Genomic DNA, 25,022 nt, shown 5'->3' on the forward strand with positions numbered 1-25,022 from the left:
GGGCATCCAAACAACAGGAGCCCAAAGACACAGTGGCGGGACTACGTAAATCGTGACGCGAAAATCGAAAAAAGTTTTTAAGTTTTAGTTGAAGGTGTTGGAGAACGTGGTTGGGACGATCCCTTGACCACCGAATTGGTAGTTCAGGGTTCCGCTGCCGCTGCCAGCCGGCAAAGAAACCTCGAGCGCGAACGCAAGCTGTTGAGGATCCATGGCATCGGTGGAACACCGAATCTGTTTGCCGGCAGAGCCCGTGTCGGCACAGGTCCACCCGGAGGGTGCCCGCGTCCTTCCTTGAACGAAGCCAGCTTGGTCCGGCAAGGTGAAGACCACTTCGGCGGCGGTCGGCGTTCCATTACCCTGCAAACTAAATTGCACCTGTAGCTGCCGCTCAGCCGCCGATGGGCCAATCGAAGAAGCGAACGTTGCATCAACAGTTTCGGTTGACGCCGCGGCAACCGCCTGGGGCGCAGTCGTTGCGGACACCAGGCCGGAGTCCACCACCGTGGAACTCCGCGGAGGCAGCCCCACGCTGGGGACCACAACGACAGTCGCTTGCGGCCCAGACACTGCAGGCTCCCCAGCCTGCACCGCAGCAGCGGGCGACGACGGCGCGGAGCCCGGTTCCGGCGTCGAACTCGGCGACGAAATGGGGACACTGGGCGTGACGGTGGGCCCGGCGTTGGCCGTGGCAATGGGCGACGGGTTACCGGCAGTTGGCCGGGCAGGGGCTTTGCTGGCTTCGTCGGTGGCTACGGGAGCATGCGTGGTCGAACTCGCTTGGGCAAACCAGACGAGAACCGCCACCAACGCAACGACCCCCAACGCAATAGCCGCCGCCAACCTCACCAGCCGGCCCAGGCCTCCGGGCCGTTGAGCCTGGGCGGGCACCGCCGTGCTCCCCGCTCCTGAGGACGGCCCCATCGCCGTCGCAGCAGATGCCAGAGACGCCGCAACGCCTGGAGTGAATGCGATCCCGGTGATCAGCGGAATCAGGACTGCCCGCATTCCACCCTGAACGTCGTTGAGCTCAATGAGCAGCGCGGTGCATTTAGCGCACGTCTCAAGGTGCGCACTGACCTTTTCTTGGGAGGTTCGCTTCAGTGCGTTGCGGGCATAGCGACCCAGTTGGCTGGCGAATTCTCCGCAGGCTGCATCCACCGTTTGGCTGATGTGCTGTTGCAGGTAGGCTTGGCGGAGGCCCTCCCTCGCCCGGATGGCCAGGGATGAGACACCGTTGGGGGTGAGGCCCACCAAGGGGGCCGCGGCCGCAGGTTTCAGGCCTTCAATGTCAACGTGCCAAAGGACTGCCTGCCAGCGTTCAGGCAGCGATTTGAATGCTTTGGCCATGATGGTCGACTCAAGATCACTTAGCACGGGATCCGAATCGGTCACGGCGGTATCGAGGATCGCATCATCGGCTGCGGTCGCCATCCTCCTGGCCTTACGGTTCCGATCGTGGGCTGTCCGGCGGACCACCGTGAGGAGGTAGGAGCGGAAGAACTCGTTGGGCCCTTTACCTTCCCGCAGCAGTTGGAAGATCGCGGCGAAGGACTCCGCCACAACATCATCGGCGTCGCTGGGGTTGTCCGTCTGCGCTCGGGCAACATACTGGGCCACCTTCAAGTGGCGCTCGTAGAGCACGTTAAAGGCATCGGTAACGCCTTGGCGGACCAAGGCGATGATATGGGGATCGTCGTCCTTGGCCTTGGCCAAGTCCGGAGACGCCCCATCGGCTCCGACCGCAAATAGTTGATCCATAAACAGTAGTGTGACATCACAACCTGTGTGACTTGAATCGGTGCCGAAGTACCTGTAGAGAACCTAACTATTTTTCGTCACGATTCCGACGCTTGCCGCACTCCTAGGGCATGACCCCTGACACCGGTAACATCGGCGACGCCGCCGGATCTCCCCGTGCTTCCATGGATGCTCGACGTCGCCCGTTCCTCAAGCTGATGCGAGCCATCCACAACGACGCCAGACAGCAACAAACCGCAATAGTGCGTACCCTGCCCGCACACCGCTCGGCCGCGCTGGCCAAGAAGAAGAACGCAGGGCATATTGCCCTGGTTTATGGAGCGGACAGGCCTGTGGCGATACCGGGAGACGTCGTCATTTTCACGGCGTGGATTACCAACGACTCCCGGAGCCACCTCAAGGACGTCCGCCTGATACCCCGTTCCTTCACCAATGAGGGGATGGAGATGCTTGAGTACACATCCCAACCGGTGGAACGCGATCTCAAGATTGCGCTGCTGGGTCCCGGCCAATCCGTGATGCGGAGCTTCTCCTACTTGGTGACCGATTCAGATCACCTCCACGGAGGCAGCGTAATCAGCGCCATGCAGGTGCGGGCTACGTGCCGTGGGCAGGTCATTACCGACGAGCATGACGCCATTGTTTCCCTCAGTGGCTCACGGAAGGACTGGCCATTCGGAGCCACGAGGAACGGATTGCCATACCGGGCGTCCACCGCCCTCCCGCCTCTCCTGCCCCGACGCCGCGCACCGCGACCGAGGCCTGGCCATATGGGCATTATGGAAGTCGAAGGACCCTCCAGCACTCCTAATTGATGACTACCAGTCCCAGCATCGGACCCGGACCGTGGCCCGACCTGGACCGTACCGTGTCAGTTGCCGGTTCTTTCGCCGACGGATACGGTGAACCTGACAAAGGGCACGCAGGAGGCAAGCGATCAGGGGGCTTTCGCATGCCGAATTCCAGCGTTATGAGCTCCGTCCGTACGGAGTTCCTGGCGGCGGTGGCCGAAGGGGTCGGCCCCTATGAAGTAGCCGAACACCTGGGCGTTCCCTTGGATACGGTCCGGCTCTGGTTGTCCAGGCTGGGAGAGCTCACCACGGGACTCCACGTCATCAGCGGCCCCAATTGCGGGAGCAGCAACGCAGTCGCCTTTGTGCCAGGACTGACAGTCATCCACACCCCGGACGTGTTTGATGCCTCTGCAGACCAAGTTGTCACCTTCACCGCGGATGTCATGAACGACGGCGGAACACCCTTGCGGGGGATCACCCTGATTCCCTACTTTCGGCTGGGAAAGTCGCGGAACAAAGCCCGCGCCAACAGCGGCAATCTCGAGGCACTGCCCTGCTCGCCGCATCTGTTGGGCACCCTGGAAGCGGGCGACATGTGCTCCCAAAGGTTCAGCTATTGCATTACCTCACAAGACGTTCGCCGCGGGGCGGACTTGGTGAGCGGAGTGGCAGTCAGGGCCACCACGGGTGAGGGGCAGGAAGTTAGCGAGGAATGCGAAGCTCGGGTGCGACTCTACTCCTAGCAGCCGCGGTCAGTCGTTATCCGGCTCGCCCACGGGCTTTTCCAAAGGCCAGTCGACATCCTGTCCGTATCCTTCGTGCTTCTTCAAGTAGGCCGCTATGTACGGGCAATGCGGAATGATCCGTTTGCCCGACGCCACGACGTCATCGAGTGCGAAGTGGGCGAGCACCTTCGCCAGGCCTTGGCCCGTGAACCCGGGCTTCGTCTCGGTATGTGTGAAGTCGATGTGGCCAGGCCGGTCGAGGAACTGTGAAATCACTGCCAGCTCGCCACCGACGTGAAGCTCGTAGCGGTGGAATTTGTCGTTGCGTGTGGTGGTAACCCCCGCCGGGAACGACTCTGCCAGGGAATCCGTGTACTCGCTCATGACTCGAGGTTGGCACGTAAACCCGGCTCTGGCAACGTGGCCCGAATTTCCGTTGACGGCTCCGGAACGATTTCTTCCAAGGGAGGCAGCACAGGGGTTGGGACCCTGCCCAAAAGCAGCACCGCGAGGGCGAAACACGCCGCTCCCCCGCCCAGCAACGCCAGCGTCAGGCCATTGAAAGCTGCGTCCGCCACAGGGACAAAAACCACGACGGCGGCCGTCACCACAGCGACATGCGACGGGCCGCGCGCGTGGCTGGCCGCCGTCGGACGGTTCTCCAAACGCCCGAAAATCCAGACGACGGGCAACAAGGCAGCAATGACTGCGAAGAAGACCGGGATCCGGGCCCACCACCATTCGGCGGCGTCGTCCGGAGGCAGGGAAATATCCGTGAGCAACAGCAGCCCGGATAGTGCCACCAAGACCGGAAGGTGCCAAAGGTAGACCGTCATGGAACGCCTACCAGCCACAGCGATGACCATCTGGACCCAGCGAATGTTCGCCACGGCATCGATTCCATTCCGGAGGAGCTGGAGGGACGCGGTCTGTGAGATAGCCAGCAGGAGTAGGCACAGGTTAGGAGGATTGAGGTCCACCACCATGTTCCCAGGGTAGACGCCCACCCCCGTGACGAGGCCCAAGAGGACGTTGCTTGATGCGATCGCGCCAACCAACCACGTGCGGCCGCGGTTGTCGAAAAACCCGTCGGCCCGGAGGAACCCCAGCTGCTGTACCGCACACCAGACGAAGATCATGTTGATAAATGCCAAAATCGGAAGGGCGCCACGCAGCGAATCGACCGTGATGATGAGCACCACCAAGACGGCCAAAGTCAGCATCGGCGCACGGCTGTGCAACCGGGACATGACCGGGATGCTGAGTTGGGCGGTGAGGTACGCCGCCAAGAACCAGAGCGGCATCGCGGCGCCGGTGGTCATCAGCTGGATGACCCTGGGGTCCACACCCAGCAGCAACGCCGCCCAGAGGCCTCCCCACATCATGGCGAGGAGGGCCATGGCCGGGCGGACCAGGCGTAGGAGCCGGATTTGGGCGAAGTCGAATCCGTTACCGCCGCGGGCTCGCAGGCGCCGCCATGATTGGAGCCCGGTTTCGCCGCCCAGCACGAAGAACAGCGGCACGATCATGAACACCCACCCCACGGGGTCGAACCAGCTCTGGTCCATCAACGTGTTCCGGGTTGTCACTGTTCCGTCCCTATGCAGGACGGGGTTGACCATCAGGCAATGGGCAGCCACCACCAAGAGTAGGCAAGTAAACCGGACAAGATCGATGGCCGGCTCCCTCTGCGGTGCCGGCTCGCCCTGCGCAGTCCGCTGCTCGGCGGCCGGGTGCCCGTTCCTCTCCATGACTCTCCCTATGAAGCACGCCCGTGCGTGTTGCCTCCATTCTGCTCCCGCAGTGGTACTTGGGCCAGCAAGCCAGCCCCGTGGCCTTAGCTACCCAGGGCCACAGCAAGCACGCCGAGCACGACGGCGAGCGCCGGCGTCGTGCCTTGGATGGCCGCCGCCCGGAGGTACTTTTTGCCGCTGGCCGCGAGGACCAGCGCGGCAAGCAGCATCGATCCGCAACTGGCGAAGATGAGCGTCCAACCGACCTGCGGAGCGCCCATGGCCACGGCAACGATGCCGATCAGCGCGCCGACGGCCAGGAATAGGTTATAGAAGCCCTGGTTATAGGCGAGCGACTTCGTGGTCTCGGCGTCGGCCTGCGAGGTGAGGCTGAACCGCTTCCACGTGGCCGGCCTGGTCCACGTGATGGATTCCATGGTGAAGATGTACACGTGGAGCACGGCAGCGATGAAGGCGAATACCAGGGAGGCCAGGGTCATGGCTTGATCCTAGCCTCCGGATTCCGCTTGGTCGGCGCAAGGACCTTGATAACGGCTGAGTCGTCTGCGGCGGCAAGGCCCTGGGCCTGACCCAGAAGGTAGAGCTGTTCAGCAGCAGCCGCCACAGGGGTGGCCAAGCCGGCGGAGCGGGTGGCTTTGCCCACGATGCCCATGTCCTTGACGAAGATGTCCAGGCGGCTGAGGACCTCTGCGCCGTCGTCGTTATAGGCCTCAAGCATCCGGGGGCTGCGGTTGGAGAGCATGAAGGACCCGGCAGCTCCGGCTTCGAGTGCGGCGAGGGTGTTGGCTTGGTCGAGGCCGAGGGCGTCGGCGAGGGCCATCGCTTCAGCGGCGGCTGCGATATGGACGCCACACAGCAACTGGTTGACGGTCTTGAGGGCCTGGCCGTCGCCCGGCTTGTCGCCCACGACGCTCAGGGTGGACGCCAGCAGTTCGAGCACGGGCCGGGCTTTTTCGAGTGCTTCAGGCGCAGCCCCGACCACGATCAGCAGGTCGCCTTCCCCGGCGCGCTTCGGGCCGCCAGAAAGCGGAGCGTCCACCAGCGCCACGCCGTACCGGGAAAGCTGCGCCACCGTGGCGGGGATGGCTTCGGTGCCTACGGTGCTGCCAAGAATGACGACGGCGCCCGGCTTCAGGACCGAGGCCACGCCGTCCTCACCGAAGAGGACCTCGTTGAGCTGGTCGCCGTTGCGCACGGCAAGGAGGAGGGCGTCGGCGCCGTCGCATGCTTCGCGGGCAGAGCCGAAAGTCTTGATGCCGGCCTTTGCGGCGAGCTCCAGCCGGGCGTCGGCGATGTCGAAGCCGTGGACCGTTAATTCGGTTGCGAGGCGAGTCGCCATCGGTAGGCCCATGGCGCCGAGGCCCAGGACGGCGACGGTGAAGTTGTTGCTGGTCATCATGTTCTCCATTGAAACGTGGCGGTCAGAAGGTGTTGCTGAGTTTGCGCGTTACGTCGGTCAGGGATTGGTCGTTGCCCACGTTGCCGGCAAAGACGATGAACGGGATGCCCTTCGCGGGACCGTCCACCGGCTCCCAGAGGGACACGATGCCGGGGAGCATGGGACCGCGGACCACCGCATGGCGGATCTCCAGCCCGTGTGCTGCAACGTCGGAGGACGTGATGCCGCCCTTTGCAATGACGAACCGTGGCGGGAACGCCTTTAGCGTGCGGTTCACAACAGCGACGACGGCGGCCGAGACAGTGCGGGCGATCTTCAGGCTCGCCGCGGCGTCGTCTGTTTTGATGAGCAAGCGGCTGGTGTGGACAATGACATCGCCCTGATGGAGGGCGTCGACGACGTCGGATACCACTATTGCGACATAGGCGTCGGCTTCTTCGCCAAGCAGTTGTTCAACGTCGATCTCGACGGTCCGCGCCGAGCGGTGTTCGGCGGTGAGATGGTTCAGTTGGCGGGTGGTCACGCCGACGTGGGAGCCGACGACGATCAGGCCCCCAGCTGTTGAAGGAGAGTTGCCTGCGTAGGCTTCGTTGGAGGTCAGTGCGGCGCGGATTTCCTGGCCGATGCGGCCACGCACGAATGGTGGACCCACGCGGTAGAGGAGTTTCTTGCCGCGGCGTTCCGCCTCCTCAAGACCCAGGGCCAGGGCGCGGAAGTCGTTTTCGGTGACAATGTCGGCCACTATCGGGGTGGAGTTGGTGGCCCGTTCGAGGACATCGGCAATGGCGTTGGCGGAGATTGCGGGATCGTTGGCAGCGGCGCCGGCGCGGATAATGTCCAGGTCCAAGACAATCACGCGGTTCGCAGGGAAGCGGCCTTGCGACTTCTCTTCCACGTACTTGGCCAACTCGGAGTTGGCGAACCCGAAGGATGCATCTTTGGCGAATTCAGTCTCGGCAACGGGGGTGAGGGTGCCAGAGTCTTCTCCGGAGCCCCGCATGTAGTGCACACCCCCGATGGTGACCCGGCCGGCGTCGGGAAATGCCGGAACGATCACCACCCCGTCAGTGGTTTCACCGGTTTCGGCGGCGATGGTGGCCGCGATGACGTCCGGTTCCAGCGGGTAGTGCCCACGCAGGGTCGAGTCGCTGCGGCTGATGAAGCCCAGCACCAGCCCGGCCGTTGCGGCAGCGGCAAGGGCATTGCGAACGATCTCCTGGTTACGGCTTGCGGCCTCTTCGGGGTCCAGGCTCCTGGTGTTCGTGAGGACATACACGGCGGGCGTGGTCAGGTTCTCACGGATGTGCGCGAAGGCCCAGGTGAAGTCTGCTTCGTCCCAACGGGTGAGCACGGGGAGGTCGGCGACGGACTGCGTTCCAGTGGGGTCGTCGTCGAGGACTACCAGGACTCGGGGGCTGGTTGCGGACGATGCCGCGACGGCGTCGGCAACCAGCTGCGCGGGAATCCGGATCTCGGGCGGGAAACCGGCCAAAATCTCAGCTTCAAGGATCATGTGTCACTCCGTGGGGATGCGCGGCGATGGTGGAATGTAAGATGTCAGACATTTGCTGTTTTAGTCTGGCACAGGGGCCTTCGGGGCGCAACGTGTCGCTAGGCTGGACGCATGGCTGGCTCTTCGGTCCCCCTTCCGTTCGTGGATGTCCGCGAACCCACCAGGCCCGCAGCCGACGCCGCGCCCGCCGTACTGATTCACGGGTGGGCGTCCGGCTCGGTCTACTGGGAACCGCTGGCCTCCACATTGCTCGACGCCGGTTGGCCAGTCTGGATTCTTGACCTTCCGGGCTACCCTCCCGGCGAGTTGTGGCCACCCGGCCGCGAATGGACGCTGGAATCCGCGGCTGCTTCTGTGGCCGCAGCCATCGCGACCCGGACCGAGGCGCCGGTACACCTCGTGGGCCACTCGATGGGAGGCAGCGTTTCCCTGACCTTGGCAGCGGACCGACCGGACCTGGTGGCCACGGTGACGCTGGTGGGCATGGTTCCGGCTCCGCCGAACGATGCCTTTAAGCGCCTCCTGCTCTCGCAAGTGGAGCAGGGGTTCCTCGACGCCGGGACCAAGGCCAAACTCATGGATTCCTGGTTCGGGCCCCTCCTGCCGGAGGATGCCAGGGAGTTGCTCAGCAGTGGCTTTGATGTGCCCTTCCCCGTACTGTCCGCCAGCGCCACCGCGGCGATGACCGGCGTCGAACCTTCAGTGCCCGGGCGTGTTCACGCGCCCTTGCTGGTGATCGCGGGATCGGGTGACCGGGTGCGGTCCATGGACCAAATGGAGGCCTTTGTCCAGGCTAAACCGGGTGTCCAGGCTAAACCGGGGCGGCAGCTGACGGTGGTTCCCGAGGCTGGGCACAGCGTGCACTGGGAACGGCCCCGCGAATGCGCCGAGGCGTTAGGCGGGTTCTGGAGATCCAGCGGGCCTCCACCAGCGTAAGATGTCTGACATCCCTGCGGCCATAGGAGGACTCGGGCGCGGGCTGGAGTTGAGGAAACGGGGACACATGGCACGCAAGTCGCTTGTCGGCGTAGTAGCTGATGAGCTACTGGACCGGATCATCGCGGGCGAGTTTCCGCCCGGAAGTGTGGTCCCCGGCGAACTTGAGCTCAGTGCCAAGCATGAGGTGAGCCGTATGACCGTCCGGGAGGCCATGAAAACCCTCGAAGCCCAGCGGATTCTGAGCGTAGAGCGGGGGCGCGGCACCTTCGTAACCCCGCTCAACCAGTGGGGCTCGCTCGAAGCCGTCCTGCGGGCTGCGTCCGAAGGAACCAACGACGCCGTCGCGGCCGTCCAGCTGATCGAGCTGCGCCGCATGCTTGAAACCGGCGCCTGTGAACTGGCCGCCGAACGCATCTCAGGCCAGGAGCTCAGTGACCTTCAAGGGCACCTGGAGAAGATGCGGGGGGCCCACGAAAGCAATGATCTCGACGCCTTCGTCAAAGCCGACCTCGCCTTCCATGACGTCATACTGCACGCATCCGGGAACGTTTTCGTGGCCGTCCTGTTCGAACCCTTGCACCGCGTCCTGGAGGCCCGCCGGGCTGAGACGTCCGCCTTTGCCGAGATCCAGGAACACGCAATCAGCCATCATCGAAACATCGCCGCTGCGCTGGAATCGCGGAACTCCAACGAGGCCCGGCTCGCGATGGACGGGCACATGCAGCAGACCTTGGATGACTTGAAGACGTATGTGCTGGACCCTGCTGCCACTCGGAGGGGCTAGACAGCTTAGCGTTCTTGACGGTATCGATAGCGAGCTAACGAGGCGGCAAAATGCGAGCGATGGTGTACCGGGGCCCCTACAAGATTCGGGTCGAAGAAAAAGACATCCCACCCATAGAACATCCCAACGACGCCATTGTGCGCGTGACCAGCGCGGCAATCTGCGGCTCCGATCTTCACCTGTACCACGGCATGATGCCAGACACGCGGGTGGGCATGACGTTTGGCCATGAGTTCGTTGGTGTGGTTCACGAGGTAGGGCCATCGGTGGAGAACCTGCAGGTGGGCGATCGCGTGATGGTGCCGTTCAACATTTTCTGCGGTTCCTGCTACTTCTGCGCACGAGGCCTGTATTCGAACTGCCATAACGTCAACCCGAACGCGACGGCGGTGGGTGGCATCTACGGTTACTCCCACACCTGCGGTGGTTACGACGGCGGCCAGGCGGAGTTCGTGCGGGTGCCGTTCGCCGACGTCGGGCCCGTGAAAATCCCCCACTGGATGGACGAGGAGGACGCGGTGATGCTCACCGATGCCCTCCCTACCGGGTACTTCGGGGCTCAGCTAGGCGACATCCACGAAGGTGACACGGTGGTGGTGTTCGGAGCCGGCCCTGTTGGCCTGTATGCGGCGAAATCATCCTGGCTGATGGGCGCTGGGCGGGTGATCGTGATCGACCACCTCGAGTATCGGCTGGCCAAGGCCCGGGAGTTCGCGCACGCGGAAACGTACAACTTCGCGGAACACGACGACATAGTGGTGGAGATGAAGAAAGCCACGGACCACCTGGGCGCGGACGTAGTGATCGACGCCGTAGGGGCCGAAGCTGACGGAAACCTCACCCAGCACATTACCGCGGCCAAGCTCAAGCTTCAGGGCGGCTCCCCCGTAGCCCTCAACTGGGCCATCGATTCGGTACGGAAGGGTGGAACTGTTTCCGTGATGGGCGCCTATGGCCCGATGTTCAGCGCCGTGAAGTTTGGCGACGCCATGAACAAAGGACTGACGCTAAGGATGAACCAGTGCCCGGTGAAAAGGCAGTGGCCCCGGTTGTTCGAACACATCCAGAACGGTTACCTGAAACCGAGCGACATCATCACCCACCGGATCCCGTTGGAGCACATCGCCGAGGGCTACCACATCTTCTCCGCGAAGTTGGATAACTGCATCAAGCCGATCATCACACCGTCTGCGAGCTGACCATGCAAGAGAACGGAAGCAACAAGATGCCCTACACGGCAGAAAAGCCGCAGCCCAGGGAAACAGCGGAGGAGCTACGGGCAAGGATTCCCGGGTGGGGCGCAGACCTGGATCCCAAGGACAGGCCCTCGTTTCCCCGCGAGCAACCTGGCATCAAGACCGGCGCGCACTGGGACTTCCCGGAGCGCCAGGAGGAGAAATCGCCTCGGGAACGCTCCATTGAACACAGGTTCCTGACGCCCGTTTTCGGAACTTCAGCCCCGCCGTCGGGCCTGTCCGGTGTCATGCGGAAGTATGCCTACAAATACAGCGAGGGCCGGGCAGCGCACTGGCTGATCTTGTTGGCCGCTGACCGTGTCAACGCGTGGGAGAGCCATCTGCTGTCCTTGGGAACGCGGCATCCGGACAATCCCATTACGGAGACAGGGGTCCTCAGCGAATTCAAGAGCGGAGGCATGAGCTCACGGCGTGGACAGAAGCGGGCTGACACCAAGCATCAGTGGCTGGACCCGATCATTGTCGCCGGTCCGTGGCTGGCGGTAGGTGCCGGGGCGGTCCTGGCGGTGAAGGCGCTTGCATCCAGGAAGACCCCCCGTTAGCCATCCAAACCTGTTAGCCCATCCAAGTAGCAGCAGCCTACTTGGATGGGCTCTACGTGGTGGAGCAGGCTACGCGTCAACCTCGGTGTTGACGATGTACACGTTGCAGGGGGCGCCGTGAGCCACGCTGTTGGCGATGCTGCCCAGTACCCGGCCCAGCCCCTTCATCCGCTTGTTGCCGACGACGATCACCGAAGCATCGGTGGCCTCGGCATAGCTGATCAGGGCATTGGCCGGATTACCACGGGCGGCGGAGTACTTGACCTTGCCCTTGGGAACATCGAGCGCCTCGGATACCTGACGGGCCACGTATTCCGCGGAATCGGCCGAGGACACAATGATGCGGTCGCTGCCACTGCCGAATTCCTCGATGCGGTCGTCGGAAAAGCCGCTGATCACGTGGAGCTCGGCTCCGGTGGCTGTGGCGAGCTTCGCCGCCGCCATTGCTGCACGTTTGGCCGTTTCGCTGTTGTCAACGCCGACGACGATAACTTCTGTCATGTGTTCTCCTGGGTCTCAGATTCACTGGGTGCTGCCCCACGAATCTACACGCCATCAGCGGCCCGGCACGGAAGCGATGCCGCAGGAGTGTTTACGACGACGCGCGGCCGGGTAGGGATAAATCATCGGAACGATCACACGACCGAAAGGCAAGATCATGGCAGAGCAAGCATTTGACCCGCGAACCGCCATAGTGACGGGATCGGATTCGGGCATCGGCCGGGCCACAGCTGTGGCGTTGGCGCAGGCTGGCATGGACGTTGGCGTCACCTGGCACTCTGATGAGCAGGGAGCGGAGGCGACGGCGGAAGAGATCCGCAGCCTGGGACGCAAGGCCGTGGTGAAGCAATTGGACACCACCAAGCCGTCCGAAACAGCGGCGACAGTGGACCAGCTCGCGGAGGAACTGGGCGGAGTGGACGTCTTCGTCAACAACTCCGGAACCGGCGATGGCACAAAATTCCTTGACCTGGACTACGAAACGTGGATGACCACCCTCAACACCAACCTCAATGGCGCCTTCGTGGCAATGCAGGCTGCGGCCAAGCGGATGGTGCAGGCCGGCCGCGGTGGCCGCATCATCGCCGTGACGAGTGTCCACGAGTTCCAGCCTCGCGTAGGAGCCTCTGCCTACGATGCCTCGAAACATGGCCTGGGCGGCTTGGTCAAGACCATGGCTCTGGAGCTCGCCGAGCACGGAATCACCGCCAATAATGTGGCCCCCGGCGAGATTGCCACCCCGATGACGGGGCAGACGGACGAGGATCCCACCAAGGAAGAACGGCCAGGAGTTCCCTTGGGACGCCCCGGCCACGCAAACGAAATTGCCGCCGTCGTCGCCTTCCTTGCCTCGCCTGCGGCCAGCTATGTCAACGGCGCCTCGTGGCCCGTGGACGGCGGAATGCTGCAGATGGGACCGCAGGCGGGTTCACACATCACCAGCCACGACTGGCGGGAAAGCTGAGCCGATGCAAGCTATGGCCGCACGGTGATCCGTGGGCTAGTCTGCATGGACGGCCGCCCCGGCCGGAATAACAAGATCCAATGACGTAGAACCGCATTTAATGATGAGGAGCACCATGGCTGGCCACACATATAGCGTTTCGGAAATCGTAGGAACCTCCACTGAGGGCGTGGACGATGCCGTGAGGAACGGCATCGAGACAGCCTCCCAGACCCTGCGGAACCTGGACTGGTTCGAAGTCAAGGAAATCCGCGGACACCTCGAAGACGGGAAAGTCGCCGACTGGCAGGTCACCATCAAGCTCGGATTCCGTCTGGAACGCTAATCCCACCTCGCGAGATGACAGTTAATGCCGGTGTTTCAGACGAACATCGGCATTAACTGTCATCCCGGCGAGCGGGTTCGGGTGTGGGCAGCGGCGCTGTGTCTACTGAGTCGAGTGCCTCTGCTGCGTCTACCGCGCCAAAGCTGCTGAGCAGCATCAAAGCATCCGACGACGGCGAACCCGCCTTCGCTGAATACACCCGAAGCGCCTGGTCGGCGTCGTCCGGGAGACTGAGCGTCTCAAAGTTCAGTTCCATGTCCCCCACCAGGGGGTGGTGCAACCGAACGGTGCCCGCGGGCCGCGCCGCAACCCGATGGCCGGCCCACCACTGGCGGAAGTGCTCACTTTGCACGGCGAGTTCGCCGACCAGTTGGTTGGTTTGGGGGTCGTTCGGATGGCGGCCCACATCCATGCGAAGCGCTCCGACCGCATCGGCGGCCACAGTCTTCCAATCCCGGAACAGCTTTCCCGCTGCGGGGTCCAGGATGATCCAGCGCGTCAGGTTTCGCTCTGCGGCAGGCAATGCGGGGAAATCGGCGAACAAAAGGTACGCCAAGCGGTTCCCGGCCAAGATGTCCGAACGCCTTCCCAGCACCATGGCTGGAACGTCTCCGACGGCGTCGAGTAACTGCCGCAGGGCAGGGCGGACTTTCTGTGCCGGTCCGGGATTTCCTGCAGAACTGGCACAGTGTTCCATCAGGTCCATCATGTGCGCGTGCTCCCTGGGATCCAGGCGCAAAGCGCGGGCGACGGAGTCGAGGACCGCCTTGGAGGGGTGGATATTCCTGCCCTGCTCCAGCCGTGTGTAGTAGTCGGTGCTCACACCCGAGAGGCGTGCCACCTCCTCCCGGCGCAGCCCGGGGACGCGGCGCGAACCGCTGGAATCCTGCGCTCCTGCGTCCTCCGGTGAGAGGCGCGCACGCATGGCTTTAAGGAATTTACCGAACTCGGCGCTCTGACCCATTGTTCTATTCTGCGACGCGAATGTGTGAAAGGCCATCATCGTGGGTAGGTCTATGAAACCTAGGAAAAACAGGATCAGGCTGGGTTACTGACTGAGCTGCCAAAACTGCATAGGCTCATAGCAGAGCCTCCGAAACCGCTTTCTGGGCATGCCGGAAACATGCCCGAAAACCGTGCCAGCCAACTGCGTCGGAGAGCCAGCCAATCACATCGTCGAAGGAGATCGTCATGCCGGAGCTGACCTTGAACAATGGCGTCACTATCCCGCAACTGGGGTTCGGCGTCTTCCAAGTACCTGAGGAAGAAACCCAGAAGGTAGTGGAAGACGCGCTCGACGCCGGGTACCGCCACATCGACACCGCGGCCGCCTACCGGAATGAAGCAGGCGTGGGAGCCGCCATCGCCGCGTCGGGGATCCCCCGCGAAGAACTTTTCATCACCACAAAGCTGCGCAACGGCGAACAGGGCGAGGCCTATGACGCGTTCCAGCGCAGCCGCGAAGCTTTGGGCTTGGACGTCATCGACCTCTACTTGATCCACTGGCCGGTCCCCTCCCAAGGGCTGTACACACAGGCCTGGAAGGAAATGGAGAAGCTGTACCAGGACAAGCAGATCCGGGCGATAGGGGTCTCCAACTTCCTCCCCGAACACCTTGACACGCTCCTGCGTGAGACCGAGGTGGTTCCTGCGGTCAACCAAATCGAGCTCCACCCCACCTTCCAGCAGGCCGATCTGGCCAACAAGTGCCGTGGACTCAGCATTGCCGTGGAGGCTTACAGCCCTCTGGGACAGGGCCAGGACCTGAACGCCGAGCAAGTGGCATTGGTGGCAGAGACCCACGGCACCACACCGGCCCAGGTGATCTTGGCGTGGCACCTCGCGCAGGGAACCATTGTGATTCCCAAGTCCGCGGACTCCACCCGCATGCGCGAAAACTTTGGCGCCGCTGACCTGAGCCTCACCGAATCCGAACTTGCGGCAGTGACCGCACTGGAGTCCGGTACCCGCATCGGCGCCGATCCCGCCGTCGCGGCTTTCACGCAGCTTTAGACCCCCGCTCGAAATCAAGGAGTCAAAGGACATGCAGTACACACATCTGGGCCGGTCCGGCCTCAAAGTATCAAGACTCTGCCTGGGCACCATGAACTTCGGCCCCCAGACCGAGGAAGCAACAGCACACTCCATCATGGACTCTGCACAGGAGTCCGGCATCAACTTCTTCGACACCGCCAACGTCTACGGCGGCGTCGGGCACCGTGGTTGGACTGAGGAAATCATCGGCCGCTGGTTTGCCAAAGGCGGCGAGCGCCGCGAGCGGACCGTCCTGGCCACCAAGCTCTACGGCACCATGACGGGCAGGCCCAACGAGTCCAAGCTGTCCGCACTGAACATTCGCCGGGCATTGGATGCAAGCCTGAAGCGGCTTCAGACGGACTACATCGATATTTACCAGTTCCACCACATCGACCGTGACACCCCGTGGGATGAAATTTGGCAGGCGATCGAGGTAGCGGTCCAGCAGGGCAAGATCCTTTATTCCGGCAGCAGCAATTTTGCCGGTTGGCACATCGCCCAAGCCCAGGAAGCAGCGCGCAGGCGCAACTACACGGGCTTGGTCAGCGAACAGTCCATCTACAACCTTTTCAGGCGCGAACTGGAGCTGGAGGTCATTCCCGCGGCCCAGCAGTACGGTTTGGGCCTGATCCCCTGGTCCCCGTTGCAGGGCGGTCTGCTTGGGGGCGTGTTGAAGAAGGAAGAGCAAGGTGTGCGACGCACCGAAGGCCGGGCTTTGGAGACCCTCCGCAAGCACGAGGACCAGATCCGCCAATACGAGGATTTCGCGGACGAACTCGGTCAAAAGCCCGGAGACGTGGCCTTGGCTTGGCTCCTCCACCAACCAGCGGTTACCGCGCCGATTGTTGGACCCCGCACCCAGGAGCAGTTGGACTCGGCCATACGCGCGCTGGATGTCACGCTCGACGCCGACGCCCTGAAGCGCTTGGATGAGATATTCCCGGGCCACCGCACGGCCCCGGAGGACTACGCTTGGTGAGCACGGTCCGCCATATAGCCAAAGGAGATCATGCCCCATGACACTTGCCCCACTCATTGAGCTCAACGACGGCTTCAAGATTCCCCAAATCGGGCTGGGAACGTGGCCCCTCAACGACGCCCAGGTTGCCGACGCCGTCGTCGAGGCCGTGTCATACGGTTACCGGCACATCGACACGGCCGTGAAGTACGGAAATGAAAAGGGCGTTGGCGAAGGGATCCGGGCTTCCGGGGTGGATCGCGGCGAACTCTTCATCACCACCAAGCTGGACGGGGAATTCCAAGGGTCAGGCAAAGCCGTCGCCGGCTTGGATGGATCCCTGGAGCGGCTTGGGCTGGATTATGTGGATCTGCTCCTGATCCACTGGCCTCTTCCGCGCCGCGATGAATTCGTCTCCACCTGGAACACCTTCCAGGAGCTCCAGGCATCCGGCAAGGTCCGCTCCATCGGCGTATCCAACTTCAAACCGGCCCACTTGGACCGTTTGTTCCGGGAAACGGAGGTGGTGCCCGCGGTCAACCAAATTCAGGTCAGCCCCTCCATCCCGCGTCCCGCTGCCCGTGCTTTCAACGAACGGCATGGGATCGTCACGGAGTCCTACAGCCCCCTCGGCGCGGGCAGCGAGTTGCTGAACGCCCCGGTTCTGCAATCCATCGGCGCCAAGCACGGCAAGACGCCAGGCCAAGTGGTGCTCCGCTGGCATGTGCAGCAGGGGCTCGTCGCCATTCCCAAATCATCCAATCCGCAGCGGATGAGGGAGAACCTGGATGTGTTCGACATTGAGTTGGACAAGGACGATCTCGCCAAACTGCAAACGCTCGACGCCGGGCCTGACGCGGGCGTCGACTCCGATGTGCAGGGCCATTAAGGAACAGGGCCATTAAGGATGGGGAACTTGACTACGGAAACACTGATCTGGACCGGCTCCTATACTGCCGACAGGAACGCCAAAGGCAAGGGCATCGCCGCGCTTTCCGTTGACGACAACGGCCAACTGACCAACATGGGGCTGGCTGTTGCAGCCGACTCGCCATCGTTCCTGGCAGTGCACCCGTCGTTGCCGGTGGTTTACGCCGTGGCCGAAGACGCCGGGACGGTGCGCGCCTACCGCCGCACAGGCAGGACTGAGCTGGAGGCGTTCGGCGAGTCCTGGCCGGCGGGTGAGGCTACCTGCCACGTGGCCGTGGATCCGCACGGACGATTCATCGTAGCGACGTGTTGGGGCGATGGTCAGGTAGTCCTCTACGAACTGGACCACGACGGCGCCATCACCTCGCGCACCAGCGCAACGGCCGCCGTCGACCCTCACACGGCAGCGTCACCGGAAGAACCCCGCCCGAGCCGCGCACATTCGAGCCTCATGCTTCCGGACGGTCGTGTCATGACCACCGACTTAGGTCATGACTTGGTTCGGGTTTGGAAGTATGAGCCGGGAACCGGCCTGGTGCCGGACCATCAGGTTGTCCTCCCGATGGGATCGGGGCCGCGGCACATGGCCCGCCACCAGAGCGGGACCGTTTTTGTGGACACCGAGTATTCGGTGGAAGTGGCCGCCCTGGGGATGCAGCCCGATGGCACGTACGAACTCAATGCCATGGTTCCGGCCAGCGCCAAGGGAGCAAGCGACGGCGACGCCGGGGCAGAGATTGCGTTATCGCCGGATGGCAGGTTCGCCTACGTCGGAGTCCGAGGCTCCAACCGCATCTGCGTGCTTCAGGTATCCGGGGACGGCGCCGCCCTCCAGCCCGTCGGTGAGGTGCCGTGCGGCGGCGAATGGCCCCGCCATCACCTGGTCCGTGAAGGCTGGCTGTACGTGGCCAACGAAGGCTCGGACGACGTCGTTGCCTTCACGCTGGACGCCGGGACGGGTCTGCCGGGCGGCCCCGTGGCCCGCATGGAAACGGGATCCCCAAGCGTCCTGGTACTGGCCGATTAACTGACGCCGAGATGGCATCTAACACCAATCATCCGCTCAGACATTGGTGTTATCTGCCATCTCGGCGAGTCATTAGGCGGTCCAGACCTCGACGTCGTCTGTTCCGCAAATGAGTCGACGGCCGGTCGGCTCGATGACGACCCACAGCAGCTCCTGGTGCTGGGAGACATCGTCCACGCGCCCCGCGCCCGCGCCCCATCCGAGGTCGTAGACCCAGACGGGATCGCCGGGGGCCAACTCGCTCCACTCTGCCACAGGTACGTGCCGGTAGCCGGCGGGTCGGTTCAGGCCAGTGCCGGTCAGGTTAGTGCCGGTCAGGTTAGTGCCGGTCAGGTTAGTGCCGGTCATGCCGAACCTTCAGAGGTCCGACGACGCCAAAGGGTCGGGCCGCCGTTGTAGGCCGGCAGCACGTGGCCTTCGGCGAAGAGTTGGACAGCGTCCGGGTCCGAGTCAGGGCTCCACAGGCCCGATGCGGGGCAGTGGGAGCCGGTGGGCATGACACGGGTGGCTCGTTCGCGCAGGAGGGCGATGCTCTTCATCCTTGAATCTCATCCTTGGTAGCTCGGGGCTTGCTGGTAACACTGATGTGAAGCAGATCTCTTCAACCCTATGAAAGTCCCAGAGAGTTCGTTATAGACGAATGCATAATGTTTGCTAGCAAGGCCATGCACTAGTCCAATGACCTAACGTACAGCCCTGCCCCGCCAAGCACACACAGCCCAGACCACGATGAAGAGCCCCACCAAAATCAGCCCCGCGTCGCCCAGGTCTATCCCGCCAAGCCAAGTAGTCATGGGGTCGCCAAGACCGAACGCCTCGCCGGCGAACCCGGCCAGGGTGATGACCGAGATGAACAGCGCCGATACCGCCGAGATGCCAGTAATGACGGCATTGAAACCCACCTTGCGCTGCGGGTTCTGGATGGCCGACTTGTACATCTTCATCATGGCCACCCCATTGGCGGAATCGCACAGCGTCATGGCGGCGGTGAACGCGAGCGGGAGGGCCATCAACGCGAGCGCTGACACTCCGGCGAGGGACGCCGTCGTGGTGATGACCAGCAGCCCAATGGTTGTGGCGGTGTCGAATCCCAAACCGAAGAGGAACCCGATCACATAGATGTTCCGCGGCCGCTCAACCCTGGACAGCGGTTTGGCGAGCAACCTGGCAACCAGGCCTTTCGTTTCCAAGTCTTCGGCGCGTACTTCACCGCCGGCCTGCACCCTGCGGTACACCTGCGTTGCCCGCACGAAGGCCGATCCGTTGAACAACCCCATGGCCAGCAGGAACAGCCCGGACACCCCGCTGCCGATCAAGCCAAGCACCCTGTTCCCGGTGGTTCCTTCCTCCATGAACTGGCCGATCAGCGTGGCGCCGGCCACCACAAGCACTCCGGCCAGGATCACTACCGAACTGTGCCCCAGGCTGAACGCGAAACCCACACTCACCGGGTCTTTCCGCTGCGCTACGAACTTGCGTGTGGAGTTGTCGATCGCAGCGAGGTGGTCCCAGTCGTAGCTGTGCTTGATGCCCGCCAAGTAGGCGGTGATGACAAGGCCCCAAGCCAGCGGCTGGCCGCCACCGGCAAGCCCCAGCAGCAGGAGCACGACGGCGACGACGTGCAAGGCGGCCACCGCGCCGAAGGTGAACCAGAGCCGCGTCCCCAGGGAGAGCTTCTCCCTGTTCCGGTATATGGCGGCCAGGCCGTTCAGGGCAGTCATCAGTACTTCCTTAAGTTCACAGGCGCCTGGCCATGCCAACGTCCACGCAAAAGCCCTGTACAGGCACCCAACAAGTTGTTGAGCTCCTCCGTGCTGTTCGACAACGATCGCAACACCAGCCCGGCGGTGCCGGCAACGGACCGTGTCAAAGATGCTCCCGTATAGGCATCGAAATCCCGTGTCAGCTCACGTAGCTCACCGGCAAGCCCCTGGCTCACCCGTGGATCAACCACCACCAAGGAGCCAAGATGACTGAAGCCCTCCATGAACCCCATGCCCGTCACCTTGTTCAATGGCGGCCGGATCAGCAGGTTATCAAGGGCCAACAATTCGCTGCCGCGGCCGGTCTCAATCCGGATCTCGTTGCGCAGCCGCACCTCTTCGTACCTGAACGACGCGCCGTCCGGCGACCAACCCGGCGTGATGACCTCTGCCATGACAAGGCTCGACGTCGGGTCCAGGCTAAAGCGGGAACTCTGCCGATAGCTGGCCTCCCGGTACGCAATCACCTGGTCTGGAACCAACTCCAACCGGGCCCGCTCCCCCAGCCGAACGTTCATCCGCTGCTCGGCAAACGAGCCCGGAGTCCGATATATCTTCGTGGCCGACTGCGTGGTCAGGAGCAGGTCCGCCCCGTCCTCGACGTCCACATCAATCAGGAACAGATCGGCCCCCAAATAGGCCCCACCCGGATTCACCATCACATAACAAACCTGCCCTGACTCGTCCAGGTAATGCGGCCTGAGCACCCTCAGGGCCCCCTCATGGAACTGCCGCGAAGCCACGGACCGCCCCCCGCGGACACTGATCCCGAGTTCAAGGCGACCACGAGGTGACAAGGTAGCCGGACCCGGCAAAACGGCGAGGGTCTCCGTCACTGCGTCAGATCGAGCATCAGGACGTCGCGGCGGATCCAGTTCAGGACGGCGTCCAGCCCTTCGTCGGTCTTGAGGTTGGTGAAGCAGAAAGGTTTGTCTCCCCGGAATTCCTTGGAATCCCGTTCCATGATGGACAGGTCAGCCCCGACGTGGGGGGCGAGGTCGGTTTTGTTGATGATGAAAAGGTCGGATTTGATCATGCCTTGGCCGGCCTTGCGGGGGATCTTTTCACCTTGGGCCACGTCGATGATGTAGATGGAGAAATCGACCAGCTCGGGGCTGAAGGTGGCGGAAAGGTTGTCGCCGCCGGATTCGACGAAGATGATCTGCAGGTCCGGGTGCCGCGCCTTAAGCTCTTCGATGGCGGCTGTGTTCATCGACGTGTCCTCACGGATGGCCGTGTGCGGGCAGCCGCCGGTTTCGACGCCGATGATCCTGTCCTCGGGAAGGATCCCGTTGGCGGCCAGGATTTTGGCGTCTTCAATGGTGTAGATGTCGTTGGTGATGGCCGCCATGGAGATCTCCCGGCTCATGTGGCGGGTAATCCGTTCAACAAGCTGGGTCTTTCCTGCGCCGACGGGGCCGCCGATGCCGATTTTGATGGGTTCTGTCATGTGTTCTCCTCGGTTAGCTCATGAACATGCGGGCGCGTTGCCGCTCGTGCCGCATTTGTGAAATTTCCAGGCCGGGGCTCACGGCCCCGAAGTCGTCCCAGCACAACTGTGCTACATCCTCGACGGCGGCAGCAACGGCGTCGTGCGCGTGGCCAAGCACCCGCTGGCCGGCATTTTGGCCCAGCGGTATGGCGCGCACCGCGTTCTGGGTCAAGGAGGTCACAGTCGCAAAGAGGTAGGCAGGCAGCGCTTCCTCAAAGGGAACACCCAGGGAGCGTGCAATGACCGCGAACGCCAAGGGTTGGTGCCCTGCCGCCAAGCCTTGGCCAACCAGTTCCATGTAGTGATCCAGGGCTGTGGAGGGGAAGACCTCGCTGCCGATCTCCAACAGCCGGCCCCCCACTTTCACCGAAGCCTCCCGCACCTCCCGGGCCAATAACTGCCCGGACAGCATGGCATCCAACTCCGCCACATCCACGTCCTCATAGAGGAACCGGATAGCCAGCGCATCGGAATACAGCAACTGCTGTCCCAGGAAAGCGTGCAGCCAAGCGCCGAAACTGGCTTCGTCGTGCACCATCCCGCGCTCAAGGTACGTTTCAAACCCCAAGGAATGCGCGAACGCTCCGGTGGGCAGCGCGGAGTCGGTCAACTGTTGAAGAGCCAGCTGGTAGGGCACCCTAGTGCGAGTGCTCAGCATGGCGGAACGGCACCGGCATGACCCGCTCTTGCCTCTCGTAGGGGGCTCCCACGTGCTTCAAGTAGTCCTCCACAGTGTGGTCGTACTGGCACACCATGACCTCGGCCCCATACTCGGAGGCAGCGTCGAAGAACTGCGCCTGCAAATGCCGGTTACCCAGCGAGTGCGCCACCACACCCATCTCGTGGATGGACCGCGGCCCGATGACCAGCACATCCGTCGGCAGCACGGAGACAACGATGAGGTTCCCGTCATCAACGGCGAGGATGTCGCCGTCGCGCAGGTCACCTGAGCCTGGGGGCAAGCGGATGCCGAGTTCCTTGCCATGGTCTGTAGTGACTCGTTGGATGCGTTTGACCAGGAGGGAGCTGGGGAGCACCACCTTTTCCTTGTGGTGCCCGGCGTAGGCACCGGGCTGTTCGTGCAGGTTTCCGAGAACTTTTTCGATGATCATGAGGGTCCTAGAAAAGGAAGTAGCGCTGGGCCATGGGCAGCACGTCGGAGGGCTCGCAGGTGGCTTCGACGCCGTCGACCGTGACTTGGTACGTTTCCGGGTCGACGGCGATGTCCGGGGTTTCGCCGTTGTACTTCAGGTCCGCTTTGCTCAGGTTGCGGATGCCGGAAACCGGCTTGATGACCCGCTGCAAGCCAAGTTCCCCTGGAACACCGGCGTCGATCGCGGCCTTGGACAGGAAGGTGATGGACGATGTCCGGAGCGCCGCGCCGTAGGTAGCGAACATGGGCCGCATGGTGCGCGGTTGTGGAGTGGGAATGGAACCGTTGGAGTCGCCCATCAGGGCATAGGCGATCTGGCCGCCCTTGATCACCAACTCCGGTTTCACCCCAAAGAAGGCCGGATCCCACAGCACCAGGTCCGCGAATTTCCCTTCTTCCACTGAACCGATCACATCTGCCATTCCCTGGGCGATGGCCGGATTGATGGTGTATTTCGCTACGTACCTCTTGAGCCTGAAATTATCCGATTCCGCGCCCAGGCCGTTGGCGGCGCCGTGCGAGGCACCGGTGGGATCGTGGAGAACGCCACGCTGGCGTTTCATGGCGTCCGCCACCTGCCAGGTCCGCGTGACCACCTCACCCACCCGCCCCATGGCCTGGGAATCGGACGAGGTGATCGCGAAGACGCCGAGATCGTGGAGTACATCCTCCGCGGCAATGGTTTCTGCCCGGATCCGCGAGTCCGCGAAAGCCACGTCCTCCGGAATGTCCGGGTTGAGGTGGTGGCAGACCATGAGCATGTCCAAGTGCTCTTCGATGGTGTTCCTGGTGTACGGCAACGTGGGGTTGGTGGACGCCGGAAGCACGTTGGGCAGGCCGGCAATTTTGATGATGTCCGGGGCGTGCCCGCCGCCCGCGCCCTCGGTGTGGAAGGTGTGGATGACCCGGCCATCGATCGCCTTGATGGTGTCCTCAACAAACCCGCACTCGTTCAGGGTGTCTGTGTGGATGGCCACCTGGATGTCGTATTCGTCCGCCACCTGGAGGGACATGTCAATCGAGGACGTTGTCGCTCCCCAGTCTTCGTGCACCTTCAGCCCCACGGCGCCGGCGCGGATCTGCTCGGCAAGAGGCTCGACGGCGGATGCGTGGCCCTTGCCGAAGACGCCGATGTTGATCGGAAGGCCCTCAGCGGCCTGGAGCATCCGGGAGATGTGCCATTTACCTGGAGTGATGGTGGTGGCTTTGGTCCCATCAGCCGGCCCGGTGCCGCCGCCGACCATGGTGGTGACGCCGTTGCAGAGTGCGGTGGGCACCTGCTCGGGGGAGATGAAATGGATGTGTGTATCGATCCCGCCGGCAGTGAGGATTTTCCGTTCACCGGCGATGATCTCCGTGCTGGCACCGATGACGATATCAACGCCATCGGTGATCTGCGGGTTGCCGGCCTTGCCGATCTTGAAGATGTGCCCGTCCCTGAGGGCGACATCGGCTTTGTAGATGCCGGTGTAGTCCAGTACCACCACATTGGTGATGACGGTGTCCGGGATGTCCTCTTCCCGGGTCAGCTGGCCGTTCTGCCCCATGCCATCGCGGATCACCTTGCCGCCGCCGAACACCACTTCCTCGCCGTAGGCCGTGTAATCCTTCTCGATCTCCAGGAACAGCTCGGTATCGGCCAAGCGGATGGCGTCACCGGTGGTTGGTCCGTACAGTTCCGCGTATTGCCGCCGCGGGATCTCGAAGCTCACTTGGTGGTTCCTTCCGTCGCCTCGGCGGCAAGGCCGGTGCCGCCGTCGAGCTTTCCATTAACAGCGTCACTGAGCCCGTAGACTTCCCGCGATCCGGCGAGGTCGATGAGCCGCACGGTCTTGCGGTCTCCGGGTTCGAAGCGCGCCGCCGTACCTGCGGGAATGTCCAGGCGACGGCCAAAAGCGGCCTCCCGATCGAACTCCAAGGCGCGGTTCGCCTCAGCGAAGTGGTAATGGGAACCTACTTGGACTGGTCGGTCGCCGCGATTGACAACCTCGACGGCGGTTGCCTCACGGCCGTTGTTGCAGCGGATGGGTCCTGGCTGGAGCCTGTATTCACCGGGGATCATGGCGGTCCTATCGGATGGGGTCGTGGACGGTGACGAGCTTGGTGCCGTCCGGGAAAGTGGCTTCGATCTGGACGTCGTGGATCATCTCCGGCACGCCTTCCATGACATCCTCGCGGCGAAGAAGCGTGGTTCCGTAGCTCATAAGTTCTGCAACGGTCTTGCCGTCCCGGGCGCCCTCAATGAGCTCGTAACTGATGATGGCCACGGCCTCGGGATAGTTCAGCTTCAACCCCCGGGCCTGTCGCCGCCGGGCGAGATCAGCCGCCACCACGATCATGAGTTTTTCCTGCTCACGGGGCAAAAGATGCATCGACACTCCTAACGTTGGGCGGCTGCGACGGCA

Annotated in this window: 30 protein-coding genes; 12 read left to right on the top strand and 18 right to left on the bottom strand. The window is 62.9% G+C overall.

Annotated features, from left to right (window positions below; genetic code table 11):
• Positions 1–84 precede the first annotated feature (84 nt).
• Positions 85–1,761, bottom strand: coding sequence for a sigma-70 family RNA polymerase sigma factor (locus QRN42_RS12000; RefSeq protein WP_284979378.1), 1,677 nt, complete (start codon positions 1,759–1,761; stop codon positions 85–87).
• Between the two features lie 110 nt (positions 1,762–1,871).
• Between QRN42_RS12000 and QRN42_RS12005 the strand changes: the two genes are divergently transcribed.
• Both QRN42_RS12005 and QRN42_RS12010 read left to right on the top strand, forming a co-directional pair.
• Positions 1,872–2,576, top strand: a complete 705-nt coding sequence (locus QRN42_RS12005) for a hypothetical protein (protein ID WP_284979379.1) — start codon at positions 1,872–1,874, stop codon at positions 2,574–2,576.
• A 137-nt stretch (positions 2,577–2,713) separates the two neighbouring features.
• On the top strand, positions 2,714–3,298 hold the full coding sequence (locus tag QRN42_RS12010; protein WP_284979380.1) for a helix-turn-helix domain-containing protein: 585 nt from the start codon (positions 2,714–2,716) through the stop codon (positions 3,296–3,298).
• Positions 3,299–3,307: 9 nt separating this feature from the next.
• Here the strand turns inward: QRN42_RS12010 and QRN42_RS12015 are convergent, their stop codons facing one another.
• The 5 genes from QRN42_RS12015 to QRN42_RS12035 all read right to left on the bottom strand — a co-directional run bounded on the left by QRN42_RS12015 (position 3,308) and on the right by QRN42_RS12035 (position 7,946).
• Positions 3,308–3,664, bottom strand: a complete 357-nt coding sequence (locus QRN42_RS12015) for a GNAT family N-acetyltransferase (protein WP_284979381.1) — start codon at positions 3,662–3,664, stop codon at positions 3,308–3,310.
• Positions 3,661–5,031 (bottom strand): acyltransferase family protein, encoded by a 1,371-nt coding sequence (locus QRN42_RS12020; RefSeq protein ID WP_284979382.1) that lies wholly within the window; start codon positions 5,029–5,031, stop codon positions 3,661–3,663. Before QRN42_RS12020 ends, QRN42_RS12015 begins: the two co-directional genes overlap by 4 nt.
• Before the next feature lie 86 nt (positions 5,032–5,117).
• A complete protein-coding gene (locus QRN42_RS12025) occupies positions 5,118–5,513 on the bottom strand; it encodes a DUF1304 domain-containing protein (protein ID WP_284979383.1) in 396 nt (131 codons plus the stop codon).
• On the bottom strand, positions 5,510–6,430 hold the full coding sequence (locus tag QRN42_RS12030) for an NAD(P)-dependent oxidoreductase (protein ID WP_284979384.1): 921 nt from the start codon (positions 6,428–6,430) through the stop codon (positions 5,510–5,512). The genes QRN42_RS12025 and QRN42_RS12030 overlap by 4 nt, the downstream gene beginning before the upstream one ends.
• Positions 6,431–6,455: 25 nt before the next feature.
• Entirely contained in the window at positions 6,456–7,946 is a 1,491-nt protein-coding gene (locus tag QRN42_RS12035) for a four-carbon acid sugar kinase family protein (RefSeq protein ID WP_284979385.1), read from the bottom strand.
• A 111-nt stretch (positions 7,947–8,057) separates the two neighbouring features.
• On the opposite strand from QRN42_RS12035, the gene QRN42_RS12040 reads away from it, so the two are divergent.
• The 4 genes from QRN42_RS12040 to QRN42_RS12055 all read left to right on the top strand — a co-directional run bounded on the left by QRN42_RS12040 (position 8,058) and on the right by QRN42_RS12055 (position 11,467).
• On the top strand, positions 8,058–8,882 hold the full coding sequence (locus tag QRN42_RS12040; protein WP_284979386.1) for an alpha/beta fold hydrolase: 825 nt from the start codon (positions 8,058–8,060) through the stop codon (positions 8,880–8,882).
• Positions 8,883–8,949: 67 nt separating this feature from the next.
• Positions 8,950–9,669 (top strand): FadR/GntR family transcriptional regulator, encoded by a 720-nt coding sequence (locus QRN42_RS12045; protein ID WP_284979387.1) that lies wholly within the window; start codon positions 8,950–8,952, stop codon positions 9,667–9,669.
• Between the two features lie 50 nt (positions 9,670–9,719).
• On the top strand, positions 9,720–10,868 hold the full coding sequence (locus tag QRN42_RS12050) for a zinc-dependent alcohol dehydrogenase (RefSeq protein ID WP_284979388.1): 1,149 nt from the start codon (positions 9,720–9,722) through the stop codon (positions 10,866–10,868).
• A 26-nt stretch (positions 10,869–10,894) separates the two neighbouring features.
• The gene (locus QRN42_RS12055) at positions 10,895–11,467 is read left to right on the top strand and encodes a hypothetical protein (RefSeq protein WP_284979458.1); all 573 of its coding nucleotides are present in this window, start codon (positions 10,895–10,897) and stop codon (positions 11,465–11,467) included.
• Positions 11,468–11,536: 69 nt separating this feature from the next.
• On the opposite strand, the gene QRN42_RS12060 is transcribed toward QRN42_RS12055, so the two are convergent.
• On the bottom strand, positions 11,537–11,968 hold the full coding sequence (locus tag QRN42_RS12060) for a universal stress protein (RefSeq protein WP_284979389.1): 432 nt from the start codon (positions 11,966–11,968) through the stop codon (positions 11,537–11,539).
• Between the two features lie 157 nt (positions 11,969–12,125).
• Between QRN42_RS12060 and QRN42_RS12065 the strand changes: the two genes are divergently transcribed.
• Positions 12,126–12,932 (top strand): SDR family oxidoreductase, encoded by an 807-nt coding sequence (locus tag QRN42_RS12065; protein ID WP_284979390.1) that lies wholly within the window; start codon positions 12,126–12,128, stop codon positions 12,930–12,932.
• A 115-nt stretch (positions 12,933–13,047) separates the two neighbouring features.
• On the top strand, positions 13,048–13,257 hold the full coding sequence (locus tag QRN42_RS12070) for a dodecin (RefSeq protein ID WP_284977055.1): 210 nt from the start codon (positions 13,048–13,050) through the stop codon (positions 13,255–13,257).
• A 52-nt stretch (positions 13,258–13,309) separates the two neighbouring features.
• On the opposite strand, the gene QRN42_RS12075 is transcribed toward QRN42_RS12070, so the two are convergent.
• Positions 13,310–14,221: a helix-turn-helix transcriptional regulator gene (locus QRN42_RS12075; RefSeq protein ID WP_284977056.1), complete on the bottom strand. Its 912-nt coding sequence runs from the start codon at positions 14,219–14,221 to the stop codon at positions 13,310–13,312.
• Between the two features lie 227 nt (positions 14,222–14,448).
• On the opposite strand from QRN42_RS12075, the gene QRN42_RS12080 reads away from it, so the two are divergent.
• From QRN42_RS12080 to QRN42_RS12095, 4 genes are read left to right on the top strand one after another with little or no spacing between them, the layout of a single operon-like run.
• The gene (locus tag QRN42_RS12080; RefSeq protein ID WP_284979391.1) at positions 14,449–15,270 is read left to right on the top strand and encodes an aldo/keto reductase; all 822 of its coding nucleotides are present in this window, start codon (positions 14,449–14,451) and stop codon (positions 15,268–15,270) included.
• 31 nt (positions 15,271–15,301) lie between these two features.
• Entirely contained in the window at positions 15,302–16,273 is a 972-nt protein-coding gene (locus tag QRN42_RS12085) for an aldo/keto reductase (RefSeq protein WP_284979392.1), read from the top strand.
• Positions 16,274–16,310: 37 nt separating this feature from the next.
• Positions 16,311–17,141 carry an aldo/keto reductase gene (locus QRN42_RS12090; RefSeq protein WP_284979393.1) on the top strand — a complete coding sequence of 277 codons (831 nt, stop codon included), beginning with the start codon at positions 16,311–16,313 and terminating at the stop codon, positions 17,139–17,141.
• 18 nt (positions 17,142–17,159) lie between these two features.
• Complete coding sequence (locus QRN42_RS12095) at positions 17,160–18,209, top strand: lactonase family protein (protein WP_284979394.1); 1,050 nt, start codon at positions 17,160–17,162, stop codon at positions 18,207–18,209.
• A 72-nt stretch (positions 18,210–18,281) separates the two neighbouring features.
• Here the strand turns inward: QRN42_RS12095 and QRN42_RS12100 are convergent, their stop codons facing one another.
• From QRN42_RS12100 to QRN42_RS12145, 10 genes are all read right to left on the bottom strand, one after another.
• A complete protein-coding gene (locus QRN42_RS12100; RefSeq protein ID WP_284979395.1) occupies positions 18,282–18,557 on the bottom strand; it encodes a pentapeptide repeat-containing protein in 276 nt (91 codons plus the stop codon).
• Positions 18,554–18,748 carry a hypothetical protein gene (locus QRN42_RS12105; RefSeq protein ID WP_284979396.1) on the bottom strand — a complete coding sequence of 65 codons (195 nt, stop codon included), beginning with the start codon at positions 18,746–18,748 and terminating at the stop codon, positions 18,554–18,556. The genes QRN42_RS12100 and QRN42_RS12105 overlap by 4 nt, the downstream gene beginning before the upstream one ends.
• 144 nt (positions 18,749–18,892) lie before the next feature.
• Positions 18,893–19,930, bottom strand: a complete 1,038-nt coding sequence (locus QRN42_RS12110) for a HoxN/HupN/NixA family nickel/cobalt transporter (RefSeq protein ID WP_284979397.1) — start codon at positions 19,928–19,930, stop codon at positions 18,893–18,895.
• Positions 19,930–20,808, bottom strand: coding sequence for an urease accessory protein UreD (locus QRN42_RS12115; protein WP_410550211.1), 879 nt, complete (start codon positions 20,806–20,808; stop codon positions 19,930–19,932). The genes QRN42_RS12110 and QRN42_RS12115 overlap by 1 nt, the downstream gene beginning before the upstream one ends.
• A complete protein-coding gene (gene ureG / locus QRN42_RS12120) occupies positions 20,805–21,422 on the bottom strand; it encodes an urease accessory protein UreG (RefSeq protein WP_284979398.1) in 618 nt (205 codons plus the stop codon). Before ureG ends, QRN42_RS12115 begins: the two co-directional genes overlap by 4 nt.
• A 13-nt stretch (positions 21,423–21,435) precedes the next feature.
• Entirely contained in the window at positions 21,436–22,122 is a 687-nt protein-coding gene (locus tag QRN42_RS12125) for an urease accessory protein UreF (RefSeq protein ID WP_284979399.1), read from the bottom strand.
• The gene (gene ureE / locus QRN42_RS12130; protein WP_284979400.1) at positions 22,103–22,576 is read right to left on the bottom strand and encodes an urease accessory protein UreE; all 474 of its coding nucleotides are present in this window, start codon (positions 22,574–22,576) and stop codon (positions 22,103–22,105) included. Before ureE ends, QRN42_RS12125 begins: the two co-directional genes overlap by 20 nt.
• 7 nt (positions 22,577–22,583) lie before the next feature.
• On the bottom strand, positions 22,584–24,329 hold the full coding sequence (gene ureC, locus QRN42_RS12135; protein WP_284979401.1) for an urease subunit alpha: 1,746 nt from the start codon (positions 24,327–24,329) through the stop codon (positions 22,584–22,586).
• Entirely contained in the window at positions 24,326–24,679 is a 354-nt protein-coding gene (locus QRN42_RS12140; protein ID WP_284979402.1) for an urease subunit beta, read from the bottom strand. The genes ureC and QRN42_RS12140 overlap by 4 nt, the downstream gene beginning before the upstream one ends.
• Positions 24,680–24,686: 7 nt before the next feature.
• Positions 24,687–24,989 carry an urease subunit gamma gene (locus QRN42_RS12145; protein WP_284977070.1) on the bottom strand — a complete coding sequence of 101 codons (303 nt, stop codon included), beginning with the start codon at positions 24,987–24,989 and terminating at the stop codon, positions 24,687–24,689.
• Positions 24,990–25,022: the final 33 nt, after the last annotated feature.

The organism is Arthrobacter sp. fls2-241-R2A-200, from assembly GCF_030209745.1.
In the GTDB taxonomy this organism is placed as follows: Bacteria; Actinomycetota; Actinomycetes; order Actinomycetales; family Micrococcaceae; genus Arthrobacter.